Source organism: Pseudomonas sp. WS 5021, from assembly GCF_012985535.1.
Taxonomy (GTDB): Bacteria; Pseudomonadota; Gammaproteobacteria; order Pseudomonadales; family Pseudomonadaceae; genus Aquipseudomonas.
Genome location: NZ_JAAQWP010000003.1, coordinates 668,348 through 688,627, shown reverse-complemented (window position 1 = coordinate 688,627; position 20,280 = coordinate 668,348). Strand labels below are relative to the sequence as shown.

At 61.9% G+C, this 20,280-nt stretch carries 16 protein-coding genes; 12 read left to right on the top strand and 4 right to left on the bottom strand.

Annotated features, from left to right (window positions below; all coding sequences use genetic code 11):
- Positions 1–107: 107 nt before the first annotated feature.
- On the top strand, positions 108–1,082 hold the full coding sequence (locus tag HBO19_RS13145) for a serine/threonine protein kinase (protein WP_032858595.1): 975 nt from the start codon (positions 108–110) through the stop codon (positions 1,080–1,082).
- A gap of 161 nt (positions 1,083–1,243) precedes the next feature.
- Positions 1,244–2,128 carry an EamA family transporter RarD gene (gene rarD, locus HBO19_RS13140; RefSeq protein WP_128593318.1) on the top strand — a complete coding sequence of 295 codons (885 nt, stop codon included), beginning with the start codon at positions 1,244–1,246 and terminating at the stop codon, positions 2,126–2,128.
- A gap of 222 nt (positions 2,129–2,350) precedes the next feature.
- Here rarD and HBO19_RS13135 read toward each other — a convergent pair whose 3' ends face one another.
- Positions 2,351–2,869 carry an ACT domain-containing protein gene (locus HBO19_RS13135; RefSeq protein WP_057440288.1) on the bottom strand — a complete coding sequence of 173 codons (519 nt, stop codon included), beginning with the start codon at positions 2,867–2,869 and terminating at the stop codon, positions 2,351–2,353.
- Between the two features lie 480 nt (positions 2,870–3,349).
- Here HBO19_RS13135 and HBO19_RS13130 point away from each other — a divergent pair, with 480 nt between their 5' ends.
- Entirely contained in the window at positions 3,350–5,527 is a 2,178-nt protein-coding gene (locus HBO19_RS13130; protein ID WP_169953752.1) for a malate synthase G, read from the top strand.
- Between the two features lie 66 nt (positions 5,528–5,593).
- On the opposite strand, the gene HBO19_RS13125 is transcribed toward HBO19_RS13130, so the two are convergent.
- The gene (locus HBO19_RS13125) at positions 5,594–5,983 is read right to left on the bottom strand and encodes a hypothetical protein (protein ID WP_169953750.1); all 390 of its coding nucleotides are present in this window, start codon (positions 5,981–5,983) and stop codon (positions 5,594–5,596) included.
- A gap of 128 nt (positions 5,984–6,111) precedes the next feature.
- Positions 6,112–6,558 carry a response regulator gene (locus HBO19_RS13120; RefSeq protein ID WP_169953748.1) on the bottom strand — a complete coding sequence of 149 codons (447 nt, stop codon included), beginning with the start codon at positions 6,556–6,558 and terminating at the stop codon, positions 6,112–6,114.
- 247 nt (positions 6,559–6,805) lie between these two features.
- Between HBO19_RS13120 and HBO19_RS13115 the strand changes: the two genes are divergently transcribed.
- The 9 genes from HBO19_RS13115 (at position 6,806) to HBO19_RS13075 (ending at position 18,718) form a co-directional block, all read left to right on the top strand.
- A complete protein-coding gene (locus HBO19_RS13115) occupies positions 6,806–8,728 on the top strand; it encodes a putative nucleotidyltransferase substrate binding domain-containing protein (protein ID WP_169953746.1) in 1,923 nt (640 codons plus the stop codon).
- Positions 8,725–9,432, top strand: coding sequence for a 3'-5' exonuclease (locus tag HBO19_RS13110; RefSeq protein WP_170057630.1), 708 nt, complete (start codon positions 8,725–8,727; stop codon positions 9,430–9,432). The genes HBO19_RS13115 and HBO19_RS13110 overlap by 4 nt, the downstream gene beginning before the upstream one ends.
- Positions 9,433–9,529: 97 nt before the next feature.
- Positions 9,530–10,048: an RNA polymerase sigma factor gene (locus HBO19_RS13105; protein WP_169953742.1), complete on the top strand. Its 519-nt coding sequence runs from the start codon at positions 9,530–9,532 to the stop codon at positions 10,046–10,048.
- Positions 10,045–11,040 (top strand): FecR family protein, encoded by a 996-nt coding sequence (locus HBO19_RS13100; protein WP_170057629.1) that lies wholly within the window; start codon positions 10,045–10,047, stop codon positions 11,038–11,040. Before HBO19_RS13105 ends, HBO19_RS13100 begins: the two co-directional genes overlap by 4 nt.
- 140 nt (positions 11,041–11,180) lie before the next feature.
- Positions 11,181–14,006, top strand: coding sequence for an acyltransferase domain-containing protein (locus tag HBO19_RS13095; RefSeq protein WP_170057628.1), 2,826 nt, complete (start codon positions 11,181–11,183; stop codon positions 14,004–14,006).
- A gap of 146 nt (positions 14,007–14,152) precedes the next feature.
- Entirely contained in the window at positions 14,153–16,582 is a 2,430-nt protein-coding gene (locus HBO19_RS13090; protein ID WP_170057627.1) for a TonB-dependent siderophore receptor, read from the top strand.
- 62 nt (positions 16,583–16,644) lie between these two features.
- Entirely contained in the window at positions 16,645–17,748 is a 1,104-nt protein-coding gene (locus HBO19_RS13085; protein WP_170057626.1) for a PepSY-associated TM helix domain-containing protein, read from the top strand.
- Entirely contained in the window at positions 17,745–17,924 is a 180-nt protein-coding gene (locus HBO19_RS13080) for a hypothetical protein (RefSeq protein ID WP_170057625.1), read from the top strand. Before HBO19_RS13085 ends, HBO19_RS13080 begins: the two co-directional genes overlap by 4 nt.
- Before the next feature lie 164 nt (positions 17,925–18,088).
- Complete coding sequence (locus HBO19_RS13075) at positions 18,089–18,718, top strand: glutathione S-transferase family protein (protein WP_170057624.1); 630 nt, start codon at positions 18,089–18,091, stop codon at positions 18,716–18,718.
- 151 nt (positions 18,719–18,869) lie between these two features.
- On the opposite strand, the gene creD is transcribed toward HBO19_RS13075, so the two are convergent.
- Positions 18,870–20,243: a cell envelope integrity protein CreD gene (gene creD, locus HBO19_RS13070; RefSeq protein WP_169953733.1), complete on the bottom strand. Its 1,374-nt coding sequence runs from the start codon at positions 20,241–20,243 to the stop codon at positions 18,870–18,872.
- Positions 20,244–20,280: the final 37 nt, after the last annotated feature.

The following is a 20,280-nucleotide window of genomic DNA, read 5'->3' as shown; positions in this document are numbered from 1 at the left end:
CGCGGGCAAGCCCGCTCCCACACGATGGCACACGCGCCACCTATCCACGGCCCGGTGCGCTACCATACCCGGCCGGACGCGGCGACCTGCTGCGCGCAGGAGTTCGCATGGCCCACCCGTTTGAAACATTGACCCCCGACCTGGTTCTCGACGCTGTCGAAAGCATCGGTTTTCTCAGCGACGCCCGCGTCTTGGCGCTCAACAGTTACGAGAATCGTGTCTATCAAGTCGGCATCGAAGACTCCGAGCCGCTGATCGCCAAGTTCTACCGGCCCCAGCGCTGGACCAACGAGGCAATCCTCGAAGAACACCGCTTCACCTTCGAACTGGCCGAGTGCGAAGTCCCGGTCGTGGCGCCGATGATCCACAACGGCGAAAGCCTGTTCGAACACGCGGGTTTCCGTTTCACCCTGTTCCCCCGCCGTGGTGGCCGGGCGCCGGAGCCAGGCAATCTCGATCAGTTGTACCGCCTCGGGCAGTTGCTTGGGCGCTTGCATGCTGTCGGCGCCACCCGCCCTTTCGAGCACCGCGAAGCCCTGGGCGTGAAGAACTTCGGCCATGACTCCCTGAACACCTTGCTCGAAGGCAATTTCATCCCCAAGAGCCTGTTGCCCGCCTACGAATCCGTGGCCCGCGACCTGCTCAAGCGCGTTGAGGATGTGTACAGCGCCACGCCACACAAGAACATCCGCATGCATGGCGACTGCCACCCCGGCAACATGATGTGTCGCGACGAGATGTTCCATATCGTCGACCTCGACGACTGCCGCATGGGCCCGGCGGTGCAGGATCTGTGGATGATGCTGGCCGGCGATCGGCAGGAATGCCTGGGGCAGCTGTCGGAACTGATGGACGGCTACCAGGAATTCCACGATTTCGATCCCCGCGAACTGGCGCTGATCGAACCCCTGCGCGCCCTGCGCCTGATGCACTACAGCGCCTGGTTGGCGCGGCGCTGGGATGACCCGGCGTTCCCCCACAGCTTCCCGTGGTTCGGCAGCGAACGGTACTGGGGCGACCAGGTGCTGGCGCTGCGCGAGCAACTGTCTGCACTCAACGAAGAACCCCTGAAATTGTTCTGACCCCGGTAGGAGCCGGCTTGCTGGCGATGGCATCCTCAACAGCCCCCAACCCGAGGGCGCCATCGCCGGCAAGTTTTGTGGCGATTGAGTTTTCAGCACACATTTGCTGACAAACATCCTTACAATCGCCGCATTGTTAGTTGCCTAAGCAAGGATTCTGCATGCAAGCCGCCAACCCGCGTCGCGGGTACATCCTGGGCCTGAGTGCCTACGTCATCTGGGGCCTGTTCCCGCTCTACTTCAAAGCCATCGCCAGCGTGCCGGCTGCCGAAATCATCGTCCACCGCGTACTGTGGTCGGCGCTGTTCGGCGGTTTGCTGCTGCTGGTGTGGAAACACCCCGGCTGGTGGCGCGAACTGCGGGACAACCCCAAGCGCCTGGCGATCCTGGCGTTGAGCGGCTCGTTGATCGCGGGCAACTGGCTGACCTATGTGTGGTCGGTCAACAGTGGGCGCATGCTCGAAGCCAGCCTGGGGTACTACATCAACCCGCTGGTCAACGTGCTGCTGGGCATGCTGCTGCTTGGCGAGCGCCTGCGGCGCCTGCAATGGGTGGCCGTCGGGCTGGCCGCCGTGGGTGTGGCGCAACAGGTGTGGCAGGTGGGGAGTCTGCCGTGGGTCTCGCTGGTGCTGGCGCTGACCTTTGGCTTCTACGGCTTGATCCGCAAGCAGGCGCCGGTCAAGGCGCTGCCCGGGCTGGTGGTGGAAACCTGGATGCTGGTGCCGATCGCCCTGGCGTGGCTGCTGCTCAACCCCACCGCCCATAGTGCCAACCTGGCGTTCTGGAGCACTTCCGAAGCCTGGTGGCTGGTGGCGGCAGGCCCGGTGACGTTGATCCCACTGGTGTGTTTCAACGCTGCGGCGCGGCATTTGCCCTACACCACCCTCGGCTTCCTACAGTACCTGGCACCGACCCTGGTGCTGCTGCAGGCGGTACTGCTGTTCGACGAACACATGACGCCCGCCAGCCTGGTGGCCTTTGTGTTTATCTGGGCGGGGCTGGCGGTCTACAGCGTGGATGCGTGGCTCAGCCTGCGCAAACGCTGATCAAATAACGTACAAAACCCTACAAGCCACGGCCGGTGTGGCTTGCAGGGTTTCACCCCAAGGTTATCCACAACCTGATCCCCGGCGTTTGTGCACAAGCCGTTGAAATTGCTCGTTTTTTGCTCAAGGCGCCACAAGCCACGGCCGGCGTGGCCTGGCGCCGGGTCTCTACAGCTTATCCACAGGCCCATGCAAGATTTCCATGAACAACCCTGTGGACGGTTATTCTTCGCTGCGCAGCTGCAACTCCACCATCAAATCATCGGCCAGGGTTTCCAGGGCGGCTTGCAGCGTGTCCAGCGCCAGGCTGGACGGCACGGCCAACGCAGCTTCGGCGTGAAACAACGGGTCGCTGCTCATGGGCGCCGGGCGCACGTCGGTGCTCAGGCGTTCCAGGTTGACCCCTTGCTTGCTCAACAGTGCGGTGATCTCGCGCACGATCCCCGGCCGGTCATTGCCCACCAGGGTCATCAGGATCGGCTTGCTCGCCGATGCCTGCGCGCCGCTGCTCTCGCCCACCAGCACACGGATGCCATGGGTAGACAAATCCTCCAGGGCGCTGACCAACTCGCTGCGGTTTTCCATCGGCACGCTGACCCGCAGGATCCCGGCAAATTGCCCGGCCATATGAGCCATGCGACTTTCCAGCCAGTTGCCACCGCGCTCGGCAATGCAGTGGGCAACACGTTCGACCACGCCGGGTTTGTCGGCGGCGATCACGGTGAGTACGAGATGGTCCATGGCAACAGCCCTCTTTTATGGATTAGCCAGTATAGGCAGATGTGCTCATGTAGGAGCCGGGAACCATCGCAGGCAAGCCAGCTTCCGCGTTGATCCCATGGCAGTGAAGAAAAACAAATCGTGTACCATTTTTATATTTATCTGGAACAATCCATTGGTTTTTTGAGAACATCCCATGCCCCGCTGTGACCGTACAACCAAAGTGGGTCGTTAAACGACGTATTTAGTCTAATTTTCACAACCGCAACTCATCATGTAGTATGCCTCGGCGCGCACTACATAACGTTAGGTCGATGTCTGCCCAGGCGCCGTCAGAACCCCGAACACCCCGTCAGCAAGCCTTGCGCCGTTGATTGGAACCGCCCAGCCGCCGTTGATGGCATGTACTGGTGCCTTGGGTTTGTGGTTTAAATGGCCAGAGGCTTCATTGGTAAATTGAAAAGCTGAAAAGCGAATTAGCTCCGCAGAGTGAGGCAAGCAATGACTGAACACGTTCAAGTCGGTGGCCTGCAGGTCGCCAAAGTCCTGTTCGACTTCGTGAACAACGAAGCCATTCCCGGTACCGGCCTGACCGCCGACCAGTTCTGGGCCGGTGCCGACAAGGTCATCCACGACCTGGCACCGAAGAACAAAGCCCTACTCGCCAAACGCGACGATTTCCAAGCGCGGATCGATGCCTGGCACCAGACCCACGCCGGCCAGGCCCACGACGCGGTGGCCTACAAAGCCTTCCTGCAAGATATTGGCTACCTGCTGCCAGAAGCGGCGGATTTCCAAGCGACCACCCAAAACGTCGATGACGAAATCGCCCGCATGGCCGGCCCCCAGTTGGTCGTGCCGGTGATGAATGCGCGGTTCGCCCTCAACGCCTCCAACGCCCGCTGGGGCTCGCTGTACGACGCGCTGTATGGCACCGATGCCATCAGCGAAGCCAACGGCGCCGAGAAAGGCCAGGGCTACAACAAGGTGCGCGGTGACAAGGTTATCGCCTTCGCCCGTGCGTTCCTCGACGAAGCCGCACCGCTCACCGCCGGCAGCCATGTCGACTCCACCGGCTACAAGATTGTCGATGGCAAGCTGATAGTCAGCCTCAAGGGCGGCAGCAACAGCGGCCTGCGCAGCGATGCCCAGTTGATCGGCTACCAGGGCGATGCCGCCCAGCCCATCGCAATCTTGTTGAAGCACAACGGCCTGCATTTCGAAATCCAGGTCGACGCCAGCACCCCGGTCGGCCAGACCGACGCCGCCGGCGTCAAAGACATCCTGATGGAAGCCGCGCTGACCACCATCATGGACTGCGAAGACTCGGTGGCCGCCGTCGATGCCGATGACAAAGTGGTGATCTACCGCAACTGGCTCGGCCTGATGAAGGGCGACCTGGCCGAAGAAGTGGCCAAGGGCGGCAAGACCTTCACCCGTACCATGAACGCCGACCGCACCTACACCGGTGTCGATGGCAACGCGGTGACCTTGCATGGTCGCTCGCTGTTGTTCGTGCGTAACGTTGGCCACCTGATGACCATCGACGCGATCCTCGATGCCCAGGGCAATGAAGTGCCCGAAGGCATCCTCGACGGCCTGATCACCAGCCTGGCCGCGGTCCACAGCCTCAATGGCAACAACAGCCGCAAGAACAGCCGCACCGGCTCGGTGTACATCGTCAAGCCGAAAATGCACGGCCCGGAAGAAGCGGCGTTCACCAACGAGCTGTTCGGGCGCATCGAAGACGTGCTGAACCTGCCGCGCAACACCCTGAAAGTCGGGATCATGGACGAGGAGCGCCGCACCACGGTCAACCTCAAGGCCTGTATCAAGGCGGCCAGCGAGCGCGTGGTGTTTATCAACACCGGCTTCCTCGACCGTACCGGCGACGAAATCCACACCTCCATGGAAGCTGGCGCGATGGTGCGCAAGGCCGCGATGAAGGCCGAAAAATGGATCGGCGCCTACGAAAACTGGAACGTCGATATCGGCTTGAGCACCGGCCTGCAAGGCCGTGCGCAGATCGGTAAAGGCATGTGGGCCATGCCCGACCTGATGGCCGCGATGCTCGAGCAGAAGATCGCGCACCCGCTGGCGGGCGCCAACACTGCGTGGGTACCGTCGCCGACCGCCGCTGCGCTGCACGCGCTGCATTATCACAAGGTCGACGTCTTTGCCCGCCAGGCCGAACTGGCCAAGCGCGAACGCGCTTCGGTGGACGATATCCTCACCATCCCCCTGGCGCAGAATACCGACTGGTCCGAGGAAGAAATCCGCAACGAACTGGACAACAACGCCCAGGGCATCCTCGGTTATGTGGTGCGCTGGATCGACCAGGGCGTGGGTTGCTCGAAAGTCCCGGACATCAACGATGTAGGCCTGATGGAAGACCGCGCCACCCTGCGTATCTCCAGCCAGCACATCGCCAACTGGTTGCGCCATGGCGTGGTCAGCCAGGCCCAGGTCATGGAAAGCCTCAAGCGCATGGCGCCGGTAGTGGATCGGCAGAACGCCGGGGATGCGCTGTACCGTCCGCTGGCCCCGGACTTCGACAGCAATATCGCGTTCCAGGCCGCGGTGGAGTTGGTGATTGAAGGGACCCAGCAGCCCAATGGTTATACCGAGCCGGTGTTGCATCGTCGGCGGCGGGAGTTCAAGGCCAGGAATGGTTTGTAACGGGTCACTGAAATGAAAAAGCCCTGGTCATATGGCCGGGGCTTTTTATAGGCCGTGTAGCAAGACTTAACTGACAATAATGACGTAGGTACCCGAAATTACGGCCTGCGAGCCAGCCCCAGAACCCGTTCCATCAACTGTAACGCCGGTCAACGTGCCCGAATGCACATTACCGACCACTTTCACCTGGATAGTGCCTCCAACCGAGTGAGTAAATGTGCGTCCAGCAGGATCCAGATAATCTATTTGAAATTGCGTATGCGGCAACGTATGAGTCCCCTGCCCCAGGGTCTGGCCGTAGTTAATTCCCAGGTGCGTAGTATCACTGGTCGCGACCAGCAGCACCCCAGATGACGAGCCAGAAAATTGATTCGGATAAAAAAGGTTATCGTGTCCATTTACACGCGCCGAGATATTCGCTTCGACTGTTGTGGTGCCATTACATGCATTACTCATGGTGAACTCCTGTTCGCTTCATTAGTTGGGGCACCGGTCCCAAACCAGCACCCTCTCAACGATTAAACAGGCCCCCCTCAAACACCCGATACTGTGAAATCTGACAGTGCCGACCAACGGTCCCTCGGCTACGGAGCCATCCCCAACTCGCGCTTGACCATCTTCGCCAACTTCACGCTATCAATCGGCTTGAGCAAAAAGTCCACCACACTCAAATGCATCGCATCAATAACATCCGGCGCCTCGGCATCCCCCGACATGATGATGATCGGTAACGCCGCGCGGGTGGAACCGCGCACTTTTCGGATCAACTCCAGGCCATTGCTGGGCGCCATGCGCAGATCCGTGATCAACAACCCGATGGAGGTACTGGAATTGAGCAGTTGCCATGCCGCCTCGCCGCTGTCCGCCGTCATGCAGCGAATGCCATCGAGCCCGAGAATTTCCGCCAGCAGTTCACGGGCGTCTTTATCGTCATCGACGATCAGCACCCGTTGCGGCGGTAGATCAGGCTCCAGCATCACGGCGCTCAGCGCCTCGCGCTCGGCATCACTCAAAATATCTTGGTCGGGCATAGATTTCTCGGCAGTTTCTCTCAATCTCCCAGCACAGAAGTCAGACATCGCCGGAAGGGCGAACAATGTGCACTTCGTCGGATAGATTTCCTAGTGGGAGATCTACGGGGTTTGGACCATATTCATGTAAGGTTTTTCCCTAGTCATTGAAGGCCGGATAGCTACCTAGACTTACGTCCAATGGGCACCCGCCGCGTGGGGGTCGACCATGAGGGACGATAACGACAAAAAAACTGCGGTCATGGTTATGAGTAAAGCTGATGCTTTCACCCAGGCAGGGAAAACTGCGGTGTTGCAGAACATTCACGGCACCCTGCAATTCCTGCAACGCTTCCCGCCGTTCAACCAAATGGAAAACGCCCACCTGGCGTTTCTGGTGGAACAGTGCCAATTGCGCTTCTATGGCCCCGGCGAGAGCATTCTCAAGCCTTCGGCAGGCCCCGTGGAGCACTTCTACATCGTCAAGCAAGGGCGTGTGGTGGGCGAGCGGCCGGATTCGGCGCAAACCACCTTCGAAATCACCACCGGCGAATGCTTCCCCCTGGCCGCGCTGCTGGGGGAGCGGGCGACCCGCACCGAGCACAAGGCCGCCGAAGATACCTTCTGCCTGCAATTGAACAAGCCGGCCTTTATCAAGCTGTTTGCCCTGTCCAGCCCGTTCCGTGATTTTGCCTTGCGCGGGGTCAGCAGCCTGTTGGACCAGGTCAACCAGCAGGTGCAGCAAAAGGCCGTGGAAACCCTCGGTACCCAATACTCGTTGAACACCCGCCTGGGCGAGTTGGCCATGCGCCACCCGGTGACGTGCAGCCCGCTGACGCCGCTGCGCGAGGCGGTCACGCTGATGCACGAGCAGCAGGTCGGCAGCATCGTGGTGGTCGATGAACACAAGGCGCCCCTGGGGATCTTCACCCTGCGCGACCTGCGCCAGGTGGTCGCCGATGGCACCAGCGACTTCAGCCAGGCCATCGAACAGCACATGACCCAGGCGCCGTTTTTCCTCAGCCCGGATCACAGCGCATTTGATGCCGCGATTGCCATGACCGAACGGCATATCGCCCACGTGTGCCTGGTCAAGGATCGGCGCCTGTGTGGCGTGGTGTCCGAGCGCGATCTGTTTTCCCTGCAACGGGTCGACCTGGTGCACCTGGCGCGTACCATCCGCAACGCGCCCCGGGTCGACAACCTGGTGGCGATCCGTGGCGAAATCGGCCAGTTGGTCGAACGCATGCTGGCCCATGGCGCGTCCTCGACCCAGATCACCCATATCATCACCCTGCTCAACGACCACACGGTGTGCCGGGTCATCGAGCTGAGCATCGCCGACAAGGGCGACCCCGGCGTGCCGTTCAGTTGGCTGTGTTTCGGCAGCGAAGGCCGCCGCGAGCAGACGCTGCACACCGACCAGGACAACGGCATTCTGTTCGACGCCCGTGACGCGGCCCATGCGGCCGAGATTCGCGGCCTGCTGTTGCCGCTGGCGCAGCAGATCAACCAGAGCCTGGCGCTGTGCGGCTTTACCCTGTGCAAGGGCAATATCATGGCCGGCAACCCCGAACTGTGCCTGTCCCGCGCCGAGTGGGCCCGGCGTTTTGCGGCGTTTATCCGCGAGGCGACGCCTGAGAACCTGCTCAAATCCAGCATCTACTTCGACCTGCGGGTGGTGTGGGGCGATGAACAGGGTTGCGAGCAACTGCGCCAGGGCATTCTTGACCAGGTCGCGGACAATCGCCTGTTCCAGCGGATGATGGCCGAGAACGCCTTGCGCCAGCGCCCGCCGGTGGGGCGCTTCCGTGACTTCGTGCTGACGCGCAAGGGCTCGGACAAGGCCACCCTGGACCTCAAGGTGCAGGGTTTGACGCCCTTCGTCGATGGCGCACGCCTGTTGGCCCTGGCTAACGGGATCGCAGCCAACAACACCCTGGAGCGTTTACGCCAACTGGTGGAGCACGAGGTGATCGAACGCCTGGACGGCGCGGCCTATGAAGAGGCCTACCACTTTATCCAGCAAACCCGCATGCAGCAGCACCAGTTGCAGACCCGCGAGAACCAGCCGTACTCCAACCGGGTCGACCCCGACAGCCTCAACCATCTGGACCGGCGCATCCTGCGTGAATCCCTGCGCCAGGCCCAGCGCCTGCAAAGCAGCCTGGCCCTGAGGTATCAACTGTGAGTCTGTTCAGTTGGCTGCGCCCTGCGCGGCCGGGCCTGGATGCCGCTCAACAGGCGCGCCTGCAACACCTGGCCGCCCCCAAGGCGCTCGGCGAACACAGTTTGCGCGAGCAGCGCTGGGTCGTCCTCGACCTGGAAACCAGCGGCCTGAACCTCAATCGCGATCTGGTGCTATCGATTGGCGCGGTGGTCATTGAAGACGGTGCCATCGACTTTTCCCAGCAGTTCGAACGCACCCTGCTACGGGCTCAAACCAAACTCAGCCCCAGCGTACTGATCCACGGCCTCGGCCCCAGTGCGATCGCCGCCGGTTGCGATCCGGCCGAGGCGTTGCTGGACTTCATGGATTTTGTCGGCGACAGCCCGCTGCTGGCGTTCCATGCACCGTTCGACCAACACATGCTTGGGCGCGCGCTCAAGGACAGCCTGGGTTACCGCCTGGTTCATCCATTCCTCGACGTGGCGGACCTGGCGCCGCTGCTGTGCCCGCAGGCGCATATTCGCGAAGCGGGCCTGGATGACTGGATCGGCCACTTCAACCTGCAGGTCGGCGAACGCCATCACGCCAGCGCCGACGCCCTGGCCACCGCTGAATTGATGTTGATTCTGTTCAGCCGCGCCCGCCAGCAAGGGCTGGACAGCCCGGCGGCACTGCAACAGCGCCTGAGCCAATGGAAACGCCGCAAGCAGGCCCCCTCCCTATAGGAAGCATCACCCGACCAACGCCAATTGCACCCATCCGCTGCCTCTGCCACAATCGCGAATAATTCTCGTTAGTTTAAACATCTCGATTGGTGATGCCTTGTCGTCAGCCCAAAGTCCCCACAGTGAGCTTGTTGGCACGTTGTACCGTGACCATCGCGGCTGGCTGCTGGCATGGCTGCGGCGCAACGTGGCCTGCCCCAGTCGGGCCGAAGACCTCAGCCAGGACACCTTCATGCGCCTGCTGGGCCGTGAAGAACTGCGCGAACCCCGCGAGCCCCGGGCGTTCCTGGTGGCCATCGCCAAGGGCCTGTTGTTCGACTATTTCCGCCGCGCCGCGCTGGAACAGGCCTACCTCAGCGAACTGATGCTGCTTCCGGAAAGCGAACACCCGTCCCCAGAAGAACAGCACCTGATCCTCGAAGACCTCAAGGCCATCGACCGCCTGCTCGGCAAACTCTCCAGCAAGGCCCGCGCCGCCTTCCTCTATAACCGTCTCGATGGCCTGGGCCACGCCGAAATCGCCCAGCGCCTGGGGGTTTCCGTGCCACGGGTGCGCCAGTACCTGGCCCAGGGTATTCGCCAGTGCTACATCGCGCTGTATGGCGAGCCGCTGTGACTCAGATCAGTTCCAAACCGGTTTCGGCACGAGTGCTGGATGCTGCGATAGCCTGGCAACTGTCCCTGGATTCCGGGAATCGCAGCGCCGTAGAGCAGGAAGAATTCAATAAGTGGCTGGCCAGCAGCGATGAACATGCCCGTGCCTGGCGCCAACTGGGCATGCTCGACCAGCGCTTCAGTGTGGCCAGCGGCCCGGCGCGGGCGGCGTTGCTGCAATCGCGTGAAAGTATCCGCCGCCGGGTGCGCAAGCTCGGCAGTGGCCTGGCCAGTGTGGTGCTGGTCTGCGGCCTGGCGCTGTTCGCCGGCCAGCGCTACGCACCCCTCGACTATTGGCTGGCCGACCAACGCACCGCCACCGGCGAACAACGCACCCTGAAACTGGCCGATGGCACGCTGATCAACCTCAATACCCACAGCGCCATTGATGTGCGCTTTGACGAAAAGCGCCGGGTGATTGTGTTGCAGGACGGCGAGATTCTCGTAGAGACCGGCCATAACGACGCGCGCCCCTTTTTCGTCCAGACCCGCGACGGCAGCCTGCGCGCCCTGGGTACGCGGTTTATCGTCAAGCGCGAGGACGACGGAACGCGGCTCAGCGTGTTGCAGTCGGCCGTCGCGGCGCAGCCCGAGGCGGTGCAGCAGGAGCAGGTGTTCAAGGAAGGCCAGCAGGTGCTGATGCGCCATGACGGCCTTGGCCCGTTGCTCGCCGTCAGCCCCGGCACCGACGCCTGGACCCGCGGCATGCTGGTGGTCGACAACGCGCGGCTGGCGGATGTGGTCGAGGAACTGTCGCGCTATCGCACCGGCTACCTGGGCGTGGACAAAAACGTCGCCGACCTGCGCATCACTGGCAGCTTCCCGCTGCACGACACCGACCTGGCCTTGAATGCCCTGCTGCCGACTTTGCCGGTGCAGATCCAGCAGCGTACGCCATGGTGGGTAAACGTGGCCGCCGGGCCCGCGCCAGGCGGCTCTGCTAGTAACAACTGAATAAAGACAATTTCGAAAAAGTCCAAAAAACTGTCATTTTTCACAGGTTATGAACACTACCTTTTGCCATCCAATAAGCCTTCGCTTTGCCGGCAACCCGCTGGCTAAAGCGTTTCTGTTAGGCCAACGAGGATGGACCCATGTCAACCCAACTCAATGTTTACCGTCAGAACTATGTCTTTGGCTTTCCTGGCCAAGGCAGCGACCCCTGTGGCGCTTTGGCAGAGTTGTATCAGTGCGTTCCCCAAGCGCGGGAGCAAATTGACGCGACCCTGGCGATCATCGAACACCAGGCGGCCCAATACGAGCCAGATCCGCACCCTGGATTAGTGACCCAGGTTCTACTGACCCATGATCACGCACTCCCCCTGCCTTCCGGCGTTGCCCAGTTGGCGCTATATGGCGCAGCGGTGGTACTCAATCAATTGCTCCAGGCGGCAGGTGTGGTCCCTGCCCTGATCGTAGCGCAAAGTTTCGGCGAAATTGCGGCCAGGGTCTGTGGCGGCGTGCTCGACATTGCGCAGGGGGCACGCGCGGTGTGCGCTCTCAATGCCGCCTACCGCGACGAGGAGGGCCGAGGCAGCATGCTGCTGATCAACCTTTCGGCGCCGGCCACCCAAGCACTGCTGGACCGCTTCCCCGAGCGCAACCTGGTACTGGGCTCGGTCAACGCACCGGCGCAATGCATCATCAGCGGCGAGACGGCAGACCTTGCGCACCTGTGTGCCCACCATGACGGCAACGCGCCGCCCTTGCGCCCGATCCCCATCGCGTACGCTTCCCACTACCCCCCTCACCTGGAAGTTGCCCGCAAGCTCTACGAAAACCTGCAGCCCCTGATACCCCAGCCGTTCCATACACCGATCTACTCCACCGTACTGGGGCGCCGCTACGAACCCGAGGATGACCTGCACCACATGTTTACCCGGGGTGTCACGCAGCCGACCAACCTGCCCCACACCTTGGCGCAGCTGCCGACGGACGAACACACCGTGTTTATCGACCTCGGGGTGAACAACGGCCTGTCCACGTGCATACACAAGAGCTTGCCCGATGCACAGGTCTACGCGCCGCTGGCACAACCCATCGAAATCCTGCGCCTGTTGCTGACCAAGACACCCCTCGAACACGAAGCGATCATGGCCCTGCGCGGCCTGGCCAATGGCCCGGTCGATGCCCAGGTTCACGCACACATGGCGAAAATCTTCCGCGACCCTGAACTGCGCCCCCGCGCCAACCAGAGCTTTCACGACGGCCACCGCCATACCTACCAGCGCTTGCAGCACCTGATGCGGCAACTGCCCGAAGGCATTCACGGGTTTGCACAACCGCAGTTACTGATGGCCGTGGCCTCTCACGCGGCGATCAACGACCCCTCGCTTTTTATGGGCTGCGTGATTCAGCAAGGGCTTTGCATCGGCACACTCCTGGCGTTCGAACAGGATCACCCGCACGCTGCGCAGTGGCGACATCAACTGGAAACCGGCGCGAGACTTGGGGTGTACGCACTGACTGAGATAGGTCGCAGCAACTCCCATATGGGGGCCTGTGTCGAAGCAGTATTCGACCCCCAAACCCGCACGTTTGTGCTGAACACGCCAAACAAAGCGGCGCTGAAATTCGCCAACGTCGGCATCAATAACCTGGACAAGATGGGCGTGGTGTTTGCCCAGGTAACCGTGCAGGGCCAGGCCTGTGGCGTGTTCGCGTTTGTACTGCCACTGAGTGACGCCAAGGGCCCGCGCCCAGGGGTTTGCATGTCGTCACCGGCGGAGATTCGCGCAGTGCCGCTCGATTATGGCCTGGCAAGCTTTGATCGGGTGCGCCTACCGTTCGACGCGTGGCTGTGCGATGGCGCCTCGATCGACGCGGCCAATCACTTCCACGACCCATTGGGCAGCACCGACCGCCGCCTGATTCGCTCACTGTTTGCGCCCAAAAATGTCTGGGCCATGGTCGGTATCGGCTTGAGTTCGGTGATGCTGGCCTGTGCAACCCTGGCCCTGACCCATGCCAACCGGCGCACCACCCAGGCGCGGATCGGCAACGGCACCGGCTTGCTGGCTTTTCGTACCCAACGCCGTGCGCTGTTCGGCTGCCTGGCCACGGCCTACGTCATGAAGTGCTTTGCCAATGACTCCGCGCGCCTGTGGATCGAAGGCACGGCCAGCCAGGCATCGCTGCAGACCACCGGCAGCGGCGACGTGACGTGGACCCCATGGGCCGCCATCAGCCAGACCCTGGCCCTGACCAAGGCCCTCTGCGCGCCCGCCGCCGAGGCGCTGGCCACCGAATGCCGATTGCGCTGCGGAGTGGCCGGCGCGCTCAACCTCAATCGCTTCGCCGACTACGAAGGCATGGCCAAGATCTACCAGGATGCCGGGGGCAATAACCGCATGATCCTGTTGGACGCAGCCAAGGTCCTGATCGGCCAGCCCTTGGACGAACCCACCCGGCCAGACCCGCAAGGCGCACTGGATGATGCCGCGTACTGGCAGGCCATGGCGCACACCCTGGAGTATCGCTTGCTCAAGCAAGTGGCCGAACATGTCGCCCAGCATAGCGGCGAGGGTGAGGACGACATGCAGGTATGGAACTCGCAATTGATGATCGTTGCCCGCGCGGGTGAGGCCTACGCCCAGCGCCTGGCCATCGAGAGCGCGGTGCAGGCGAGCCACTCGCTGCCCCAGGGCCTGGCCAGGGAACTGGGTAGCGCGTTGTGCGGGATGTATGTGCTGGAATACCTGAATAAACACGCCGCCTGGTTTATCAGCGAAGGCCTTATGGACATTGCGCGCTACCGCGCCCTTGAGGAGCGCCTTGATGCGTTGAGCGATTACCTGGCCGCGCACGTTGAGCTATTGATTGAAGCGTTCGGCCATGGCGAGGCCACCCGCGCGGCAATCGCCGATACAGCGCCATACCCCGATGCACTGGCCAACAAACTGCAGTGGGCCGTCGGCTGAAAAACCCCGCTATCCTGAGCCTTGAGGGCCATGCATTACGAAGAGTTGTGAGCATTCACAGATTTATTTTCACTTGGCCCTATCACTTTTTGATTCTCGTCCGGCACCTAGGCAATTGAGAAATATTTCCATTCCGGAGCCGCCCTATGTCCCGCACACTAGACACCTTGTTGCGCCCCAGCCTGCTAGCCGTGGCGATCGCCCTCAGCGCCCCGCTGGCCAGTACTGCGCTGATCGCCGCCGAACAGGCATCCAGCGTGCGTGCCTACAACCTGCCGGCCGCACCGTTGGCCAGCACCCTGAACCAGATCGCCAGCCAGGCCGGCCTCGCGCTGACCCTCAGCCCGGCACTGGCCGCCGGCAAGACCTCGGCCCCGGTCAAGGGCCAGTTCGATGCCCCGGGCGCACTGCGCGAGGCCTTGCGTGGCACTGGGTTGCAGCTGGAGCAAAGCAGCGCGGGCACCTACAGCCTGGTAGCGATTCCAGAGGGTGTGGTGTCGTTGCCGCAGACCAATATCACCGGGCAGGGGAATTACGAGAGCGCGTGGGGGCCGGTGGAGGGTTATGTGGCTACGCGTACGGCGGCTGGGACCAAGACCGATACAGCCCTGGTAGAAGCACCTCGCTCGATTTCCGTCGCCACCCGCCAGCAAATGCAGGATCGCAACGTGCAGAACCTGGATGACGCGGTCAAGTACATGCCTGGCATCGTGTCCGCCAGCTACGGCAGTGACACCCGCTATGACTGGATGCGCGTACGTGGCTTCGAACCCACCCATTTCCTCGATGGCCTGCCATTGCCACGTGGCGTGTACGCCAACCCGAAAGCGGAAACCTGGAACCTCGACCGCCTCGCCCTGCTGCGTGGCCCGGCTTCGTCGGTCTACGGCCAGACCCCGCCAGGCGGTCTGCTGGATATGGTCAGCCGGCGCCCCAGCGCGGAATCGAGCAATGCCATCCAGGTGCAATACGGCAGCGACAACTACCGCCAGATCAACTTCGCCAGCACCGGCAAGATCGATGATGACGGCCAGTTCCTCTATGGCCTCAGTGGCGTGGTGCGCGACGCCGGCACCCAGGTCGATCACATCGACAACAAGCGCTACAACATTGCGCCCAGCCTGACCTGGAACATCGACACCGATACCAAGCTGACCCTGCTCTCGCAGTTCACTCGCGACGATACCGGCACCACCAGCCAGTTCCTGCCGATCGTGGGCACCAAGATCAAGTCGCCGCTGGGCGACGTCTCCCACCACAAGAACCTGGGTGACCCGGACTACGAGTTCTACGACCGTACCTACTACGCCTTGGGCTACGCCTTTGAACACCGTTTCAACGATACCTGGCAGTTCAAGCAAAACCTGCGTTATACCAAGTCGGAGCTGTCGTTCCAGCAACTGACCGTGGGCTCTTACTTCTACGCTCCGGTGGACGCCGAGGGCAACATCAGCCGCTCCTCGACCAATGTGGACGAGGACATCGCGCAGTTTGCAGTGGACAACAATTTCCAGGCTGACTTCGCTACCGGCAATATCAACCACACTGTGCTGATCGGCCTGGATCATCAGCGCACTAACTCCTCCTATCTGTCCATTTTCGGCGGCGCCGGCACAGTTAACATCTACAAGCCGGTTTATGGGCAGCCAATTGAGCGCCCGGCGCGCAAAGATGCGTACTACGACTACGACCAGAAAACCGTCCAGACCGGCCTCTACGTGCAAGACCAGATGGCCCTGGACCAATGGCGCCTGACCCTGGGCGGCCGTGAAGACTGGGTGCATCAAGGCACCACGTACCTCAACAAGAGCGACGTGACCAACACCGACCGCAGCAAGAACTTCAGTGGCAACGCGGCACTGAGTTATGTGTTCGACTCGGGTTTTGTACCGTACCTGTCCTACGCCGAATCATTCCAGCCAGCGAGCAACGCCAGCGTCGACCCGGTCAAGTCGTACAAACCTACCGAAGGCAAGCAGTGGGAACTGGGGGTCAAGTATCAGCCACCTGGCTCCAATACCCTGCTTAGCGCGGCGGTGTATGACCTGACCCAGAAAAACGTGCTGGTCACCCGATTCGGCTCGGCTGGCGAGTCGATCACCGACCAGGCCGGCGAAGTGAAGGTCAAGGGCCTGGAACTGGAAGCGGTGTCTGACGTGACCGAGAACCTCAAGGTCATCGCTGCCTACACCCTGGCCAAATCCGAAGTGCAAACAGGCATCTACAAAGGCAACCGCCTGCAACTGATACCCAACCAGCAAGCCTCCCTGTGGACCGACTACACCTGGCACGATGGCGTGCTCGACGGTTTCGGCATTGGCGCTGGCGCCCGCTACACCGGCAACACCTATGGCGACCAGGGCAACACCTGGCTGGGCAAGGCCGATGCCTACACAGTGTTCGATGCGTCGGTGCATTACGATCTCGGCCGCCTGGACAACAGCCTCAAGGGTGCCTCGGTGAAACTGAACGCCACCAACCTGTTCGACAAGCAGTACATCTCCACCTGTGATGCGTCCTACTGCTACTACGGTGATCAACGCAGCGTCGTCGCCAGTGCCACTTACCAGTGGTAATCGGCTGAGTTAACAACCAGGCCGCCCCGTGGGGCGGCTTTGGTGTGTCTGAAGGCTATGAAATGAAAAGCACAACCATCCGCCGCTGGTCCTTCATCCACACCTGGACCAGCCTGATCTGCACCGTGTTCCTGCTGATGCTGGCGCTGACCGGGCTGCCGCTGATCTTTCACCACGAGATCGATCACCTGCTGGGCAATGAACCCGAGCTCAAGCAGATGCCGGCCGATACCCCGCAGCTCAATCTCGAGCAACTGGTGGCCAAGGCCCAGGCCCATCGCCCTGGCGAAGCCATGCAGTACCTGGCCTGGGACGAAGACGACAAGAACGGTGTGATTGCGATCATGGCGGCCACCGCCGGGACCGAGCCCAATTCGTCCCACACCTTTATGCTCGACGCGCGCACCGGCGAAAGTGTGGAGATGCCGTCGGCCAATGGCGGCTTGACGATGTTCCTGCTGCGCCTGCATGTGGATATGTTCGCCGGGCTGCCGGGCAAATTGCTGCTGGCGTTCATGGGGGTGCTGTTTGTGCTGGCGATTGTTTCCGGCACGGTGTTGTACCTGCCGTTCATGCGGCGCTTGAAGTTCGCCACGGTGCGCCAGGACAAGTCCACGCGCCTGCGTTGGCTGGACCTGCATAACCTGATCGGTGTCGTCACCCTGACCTGGGCGCTGGTGGTGGGCGTCACCGGGGTGATCAGCGCCTGCGCCGACCTGATCATCGCCGCGTGGCGCAGCGACAGCCTCACCGCGATGATCGAACCCTACAAGAACGCGCCGCCGCTGACCTTGCGTGCGCCGGCCACCAACCTGCTGAACATCGCCGAACAAGTCGCACCGGGCATGACCCCAGACTTTATTGCGTTCCCTGGCACGCGGTTTTCCAGCGAGCATCACTACGCGGTATTCATGAAAGGCAGCACGCACCTGACCTCGCACCTGCTGACCCCGGTGCTGATCGACGCCAGCGACCTGAGCGTCACCGCCGTGGCCGAGCGGCCGTGGTACATGGACGCCATGGGCATGTCCCAGCCCCTGCACTTTGGCGACTATGGCGGCATGCCGATGAAAATCCTCTGGGCGGTGCTGGATGTGCTGACCATCATCGTGTTGGGCAGCGGTGTGTACCTGTGGTTGGTGCGGCGCAAGGCGGCCAAGCCATGAGGCCCCGGCAGTCGAATTTCTGGAAGGTGTTCGGGGTGCCCTTGGTGATCGGGCTGCTCAGTGCTGCCGGGTTGTTTGCGGCGTTGCTGGGGGATGGGGGTTGGGATTCCCTCAGTTGGCTTGGGCTGGGGATCCCGGCGGTAATCGGTGTCTGGGGGTTGCTGCGGCGGCCGTGAGGACGCCATCGCAGGCAAGCCAGCTCCCACAGTTTGATGTGCGAACACCGTCCAATGTGGGAGCTGGCTTGCCTGCGATGAGGCCCGCAAAAACAACCAAGATCCCCCTCGCCAGTCACCTCGCAACTGTCTAGTCTATGGCCGACCCTTTCCGAGGATTGCCCATGTTCGCGCCCAGCATGACCTTGTTCCACAACCCCGCTTCGCCGTTTGTCCGCAAAGTTTTGGTGCTGCTCCACGAAACCGGCCAGCAAGAGCGGGTTACCCTGGAGACCGTGCTGGTCACGCCGGTCAACCCGATCACCGCGTTGAACGAGGGCAACCCCCTGGGCAAGATCCCGGCCCTGCGCCTGGCCGATGGCAATGTGTTGCACGACAGCCGGGTGATCCTCGACTACTTCGACCACCAGCACGTCGGCAACCCGCTGATCCCCCGCGACGGCTCGGCCCGCTGGCGCCGCCTGACCCTGGCCTCGACGGCCGATGGGATCATGGACGCGGCGGTGTTGGTGCGCTATGAAACCGCCCTGCGCCCGGCCGACAAACACTGGGACAGCTGGCTGCAGGAGCAGCGCAACAAGATCCGCCGCGCCCTGGCCGAGTTGGAACAGGACGCCATCGCAGAGCTGGCCAGCCATTTCGACATCGCCGCCATCAGCGTCGCCTGCGCCCTGGCGTACCTGGACTTTCGCCATCCGGACCTGCGCTGGCGTTCAAGCAATCCCAAACTGGCTACCTGGTACGCCGAGGTCAGTCAGCGGCCTTCGATGTTGGCGACCCAGCCGCCGGCCTGAGTGGTGCCTCCCTTGTAGGGGCGAGCTGGCTCGCGAAGGTATTCCAGGCGCATTGTCGAGGGGGAGGCACGCCCGCTCCAAGGGTCGGGCAGCAATGCCCTGATCATCGCCACCAGCTCTCCCCTCTCCCGCTGATCCTCACGCAAGCCGATCATTGCACCGCCTCCAGGTCAAACGCCAACGGCTCGGCCACCTTGCGTTTGCCCACGCCATACCAGTCCAGTTTGCGCGTCAGGACCATCACCGTGCCCAGCAGCCCGAACAGCAACAACGAGCCCATCAGCAGCGCGTAGTCCTCGGCGCTCAACAACCCGTACAGCAAGCCATACAGCGCCGCCAACCCCGCCGAGAACCCCAGGCCGTGGGCCACGCTGCGCAGCACATGGCACACATAAAAACCGATCAACAACACACAGGCACTGGCCGAAATCAGGTACGCCAGGGCAAAGCCGATATGCTCGGACAGCGACAACAGCAGCAGGTAGAAAAACGCCAGGGCCACCCCCACCAACGCGTACTGGATCGGGTGTACCGCCAGGCTCTTGAGCACTTCGAACAGGAAGAAGCCGGCGAATGTCAGGGCGATAAACAGCAGCGCATATTTGATCGCGCGATCGCTCTTGAGGTACTGGTCCACCGGGTCGATAAAGTTCACGCCGAAGCTGCGCTGGTTGAAGTCCTCGCAGCGACTGCCGACCACACAGCCTCCCAGTGATTCTTCAAGGTTGGTGGAGAAAAACGAGGTCTGCCAGCTGGCGCTAAAACCTTGGTCGTTGATCTCGCGCTGCACCGGCAGGAAGTTGCCGACGAAGCTTGGATGGGGCCAGTTGGAGGCCAGCTTGACCTTACTCGTCTTGCCCACCGGCAGCACCAGCAGTTGTTCGGTACCTTGCAGCCGCAGGTCGAACGCGAAGTCCAGCGGCGCGGGGTTCTTGCTGTCCTGGGCGGGCAACGGTACATGCACACCGGCGCCAAGGAAGCTCACCTGGGTGCCCGGGGCAAACTCCAGGCGCTGGCTGCCCAGCTCCAGTTTCAGGGCGTTTTCAATGCCGCGGATATCGCTGATACCGACCGCCAAAAATGCCTGGCCAAACGTGTAATCGGCAAAGTCCTCCTTGATGCCCATCTGCGCCGGCAGCACAAAGCGGCCGCTGATGCGGTTGTCGGCATGGAACAGCCGCGCCTGGTAGATCCCCCGGGCGCGCAGTTCGGTTTGCACCTTGCCGTCGAGTTCGAACTGCTCCGGCAGGAAGTACAGGCGGCCGTCTTCTTCGCTGAGCACTTCATAGCGCTTGTTGAGTTTTTCGTTGAGCTTCCACTCACGCACGGTCTTGCGATACGGCACCACCATCAACGGCCCGCTGACCTGCTGGCTGTAGCTGGAGCTGCGGGCAATGTCCATCAAGACGCCGTCGCGCAGTTCCTGGCGGTCGTTGATGATGCCGTTGATCATCAGCAACGGAATCAGCAATAGCAGGATCAGCAGCGCGATGGCGCCCAGTTTGAATAGCAGGCTGCGGTTCATGGGTCTCTCCCTGTTTTGATGGGGAGAGTCTGGCGGC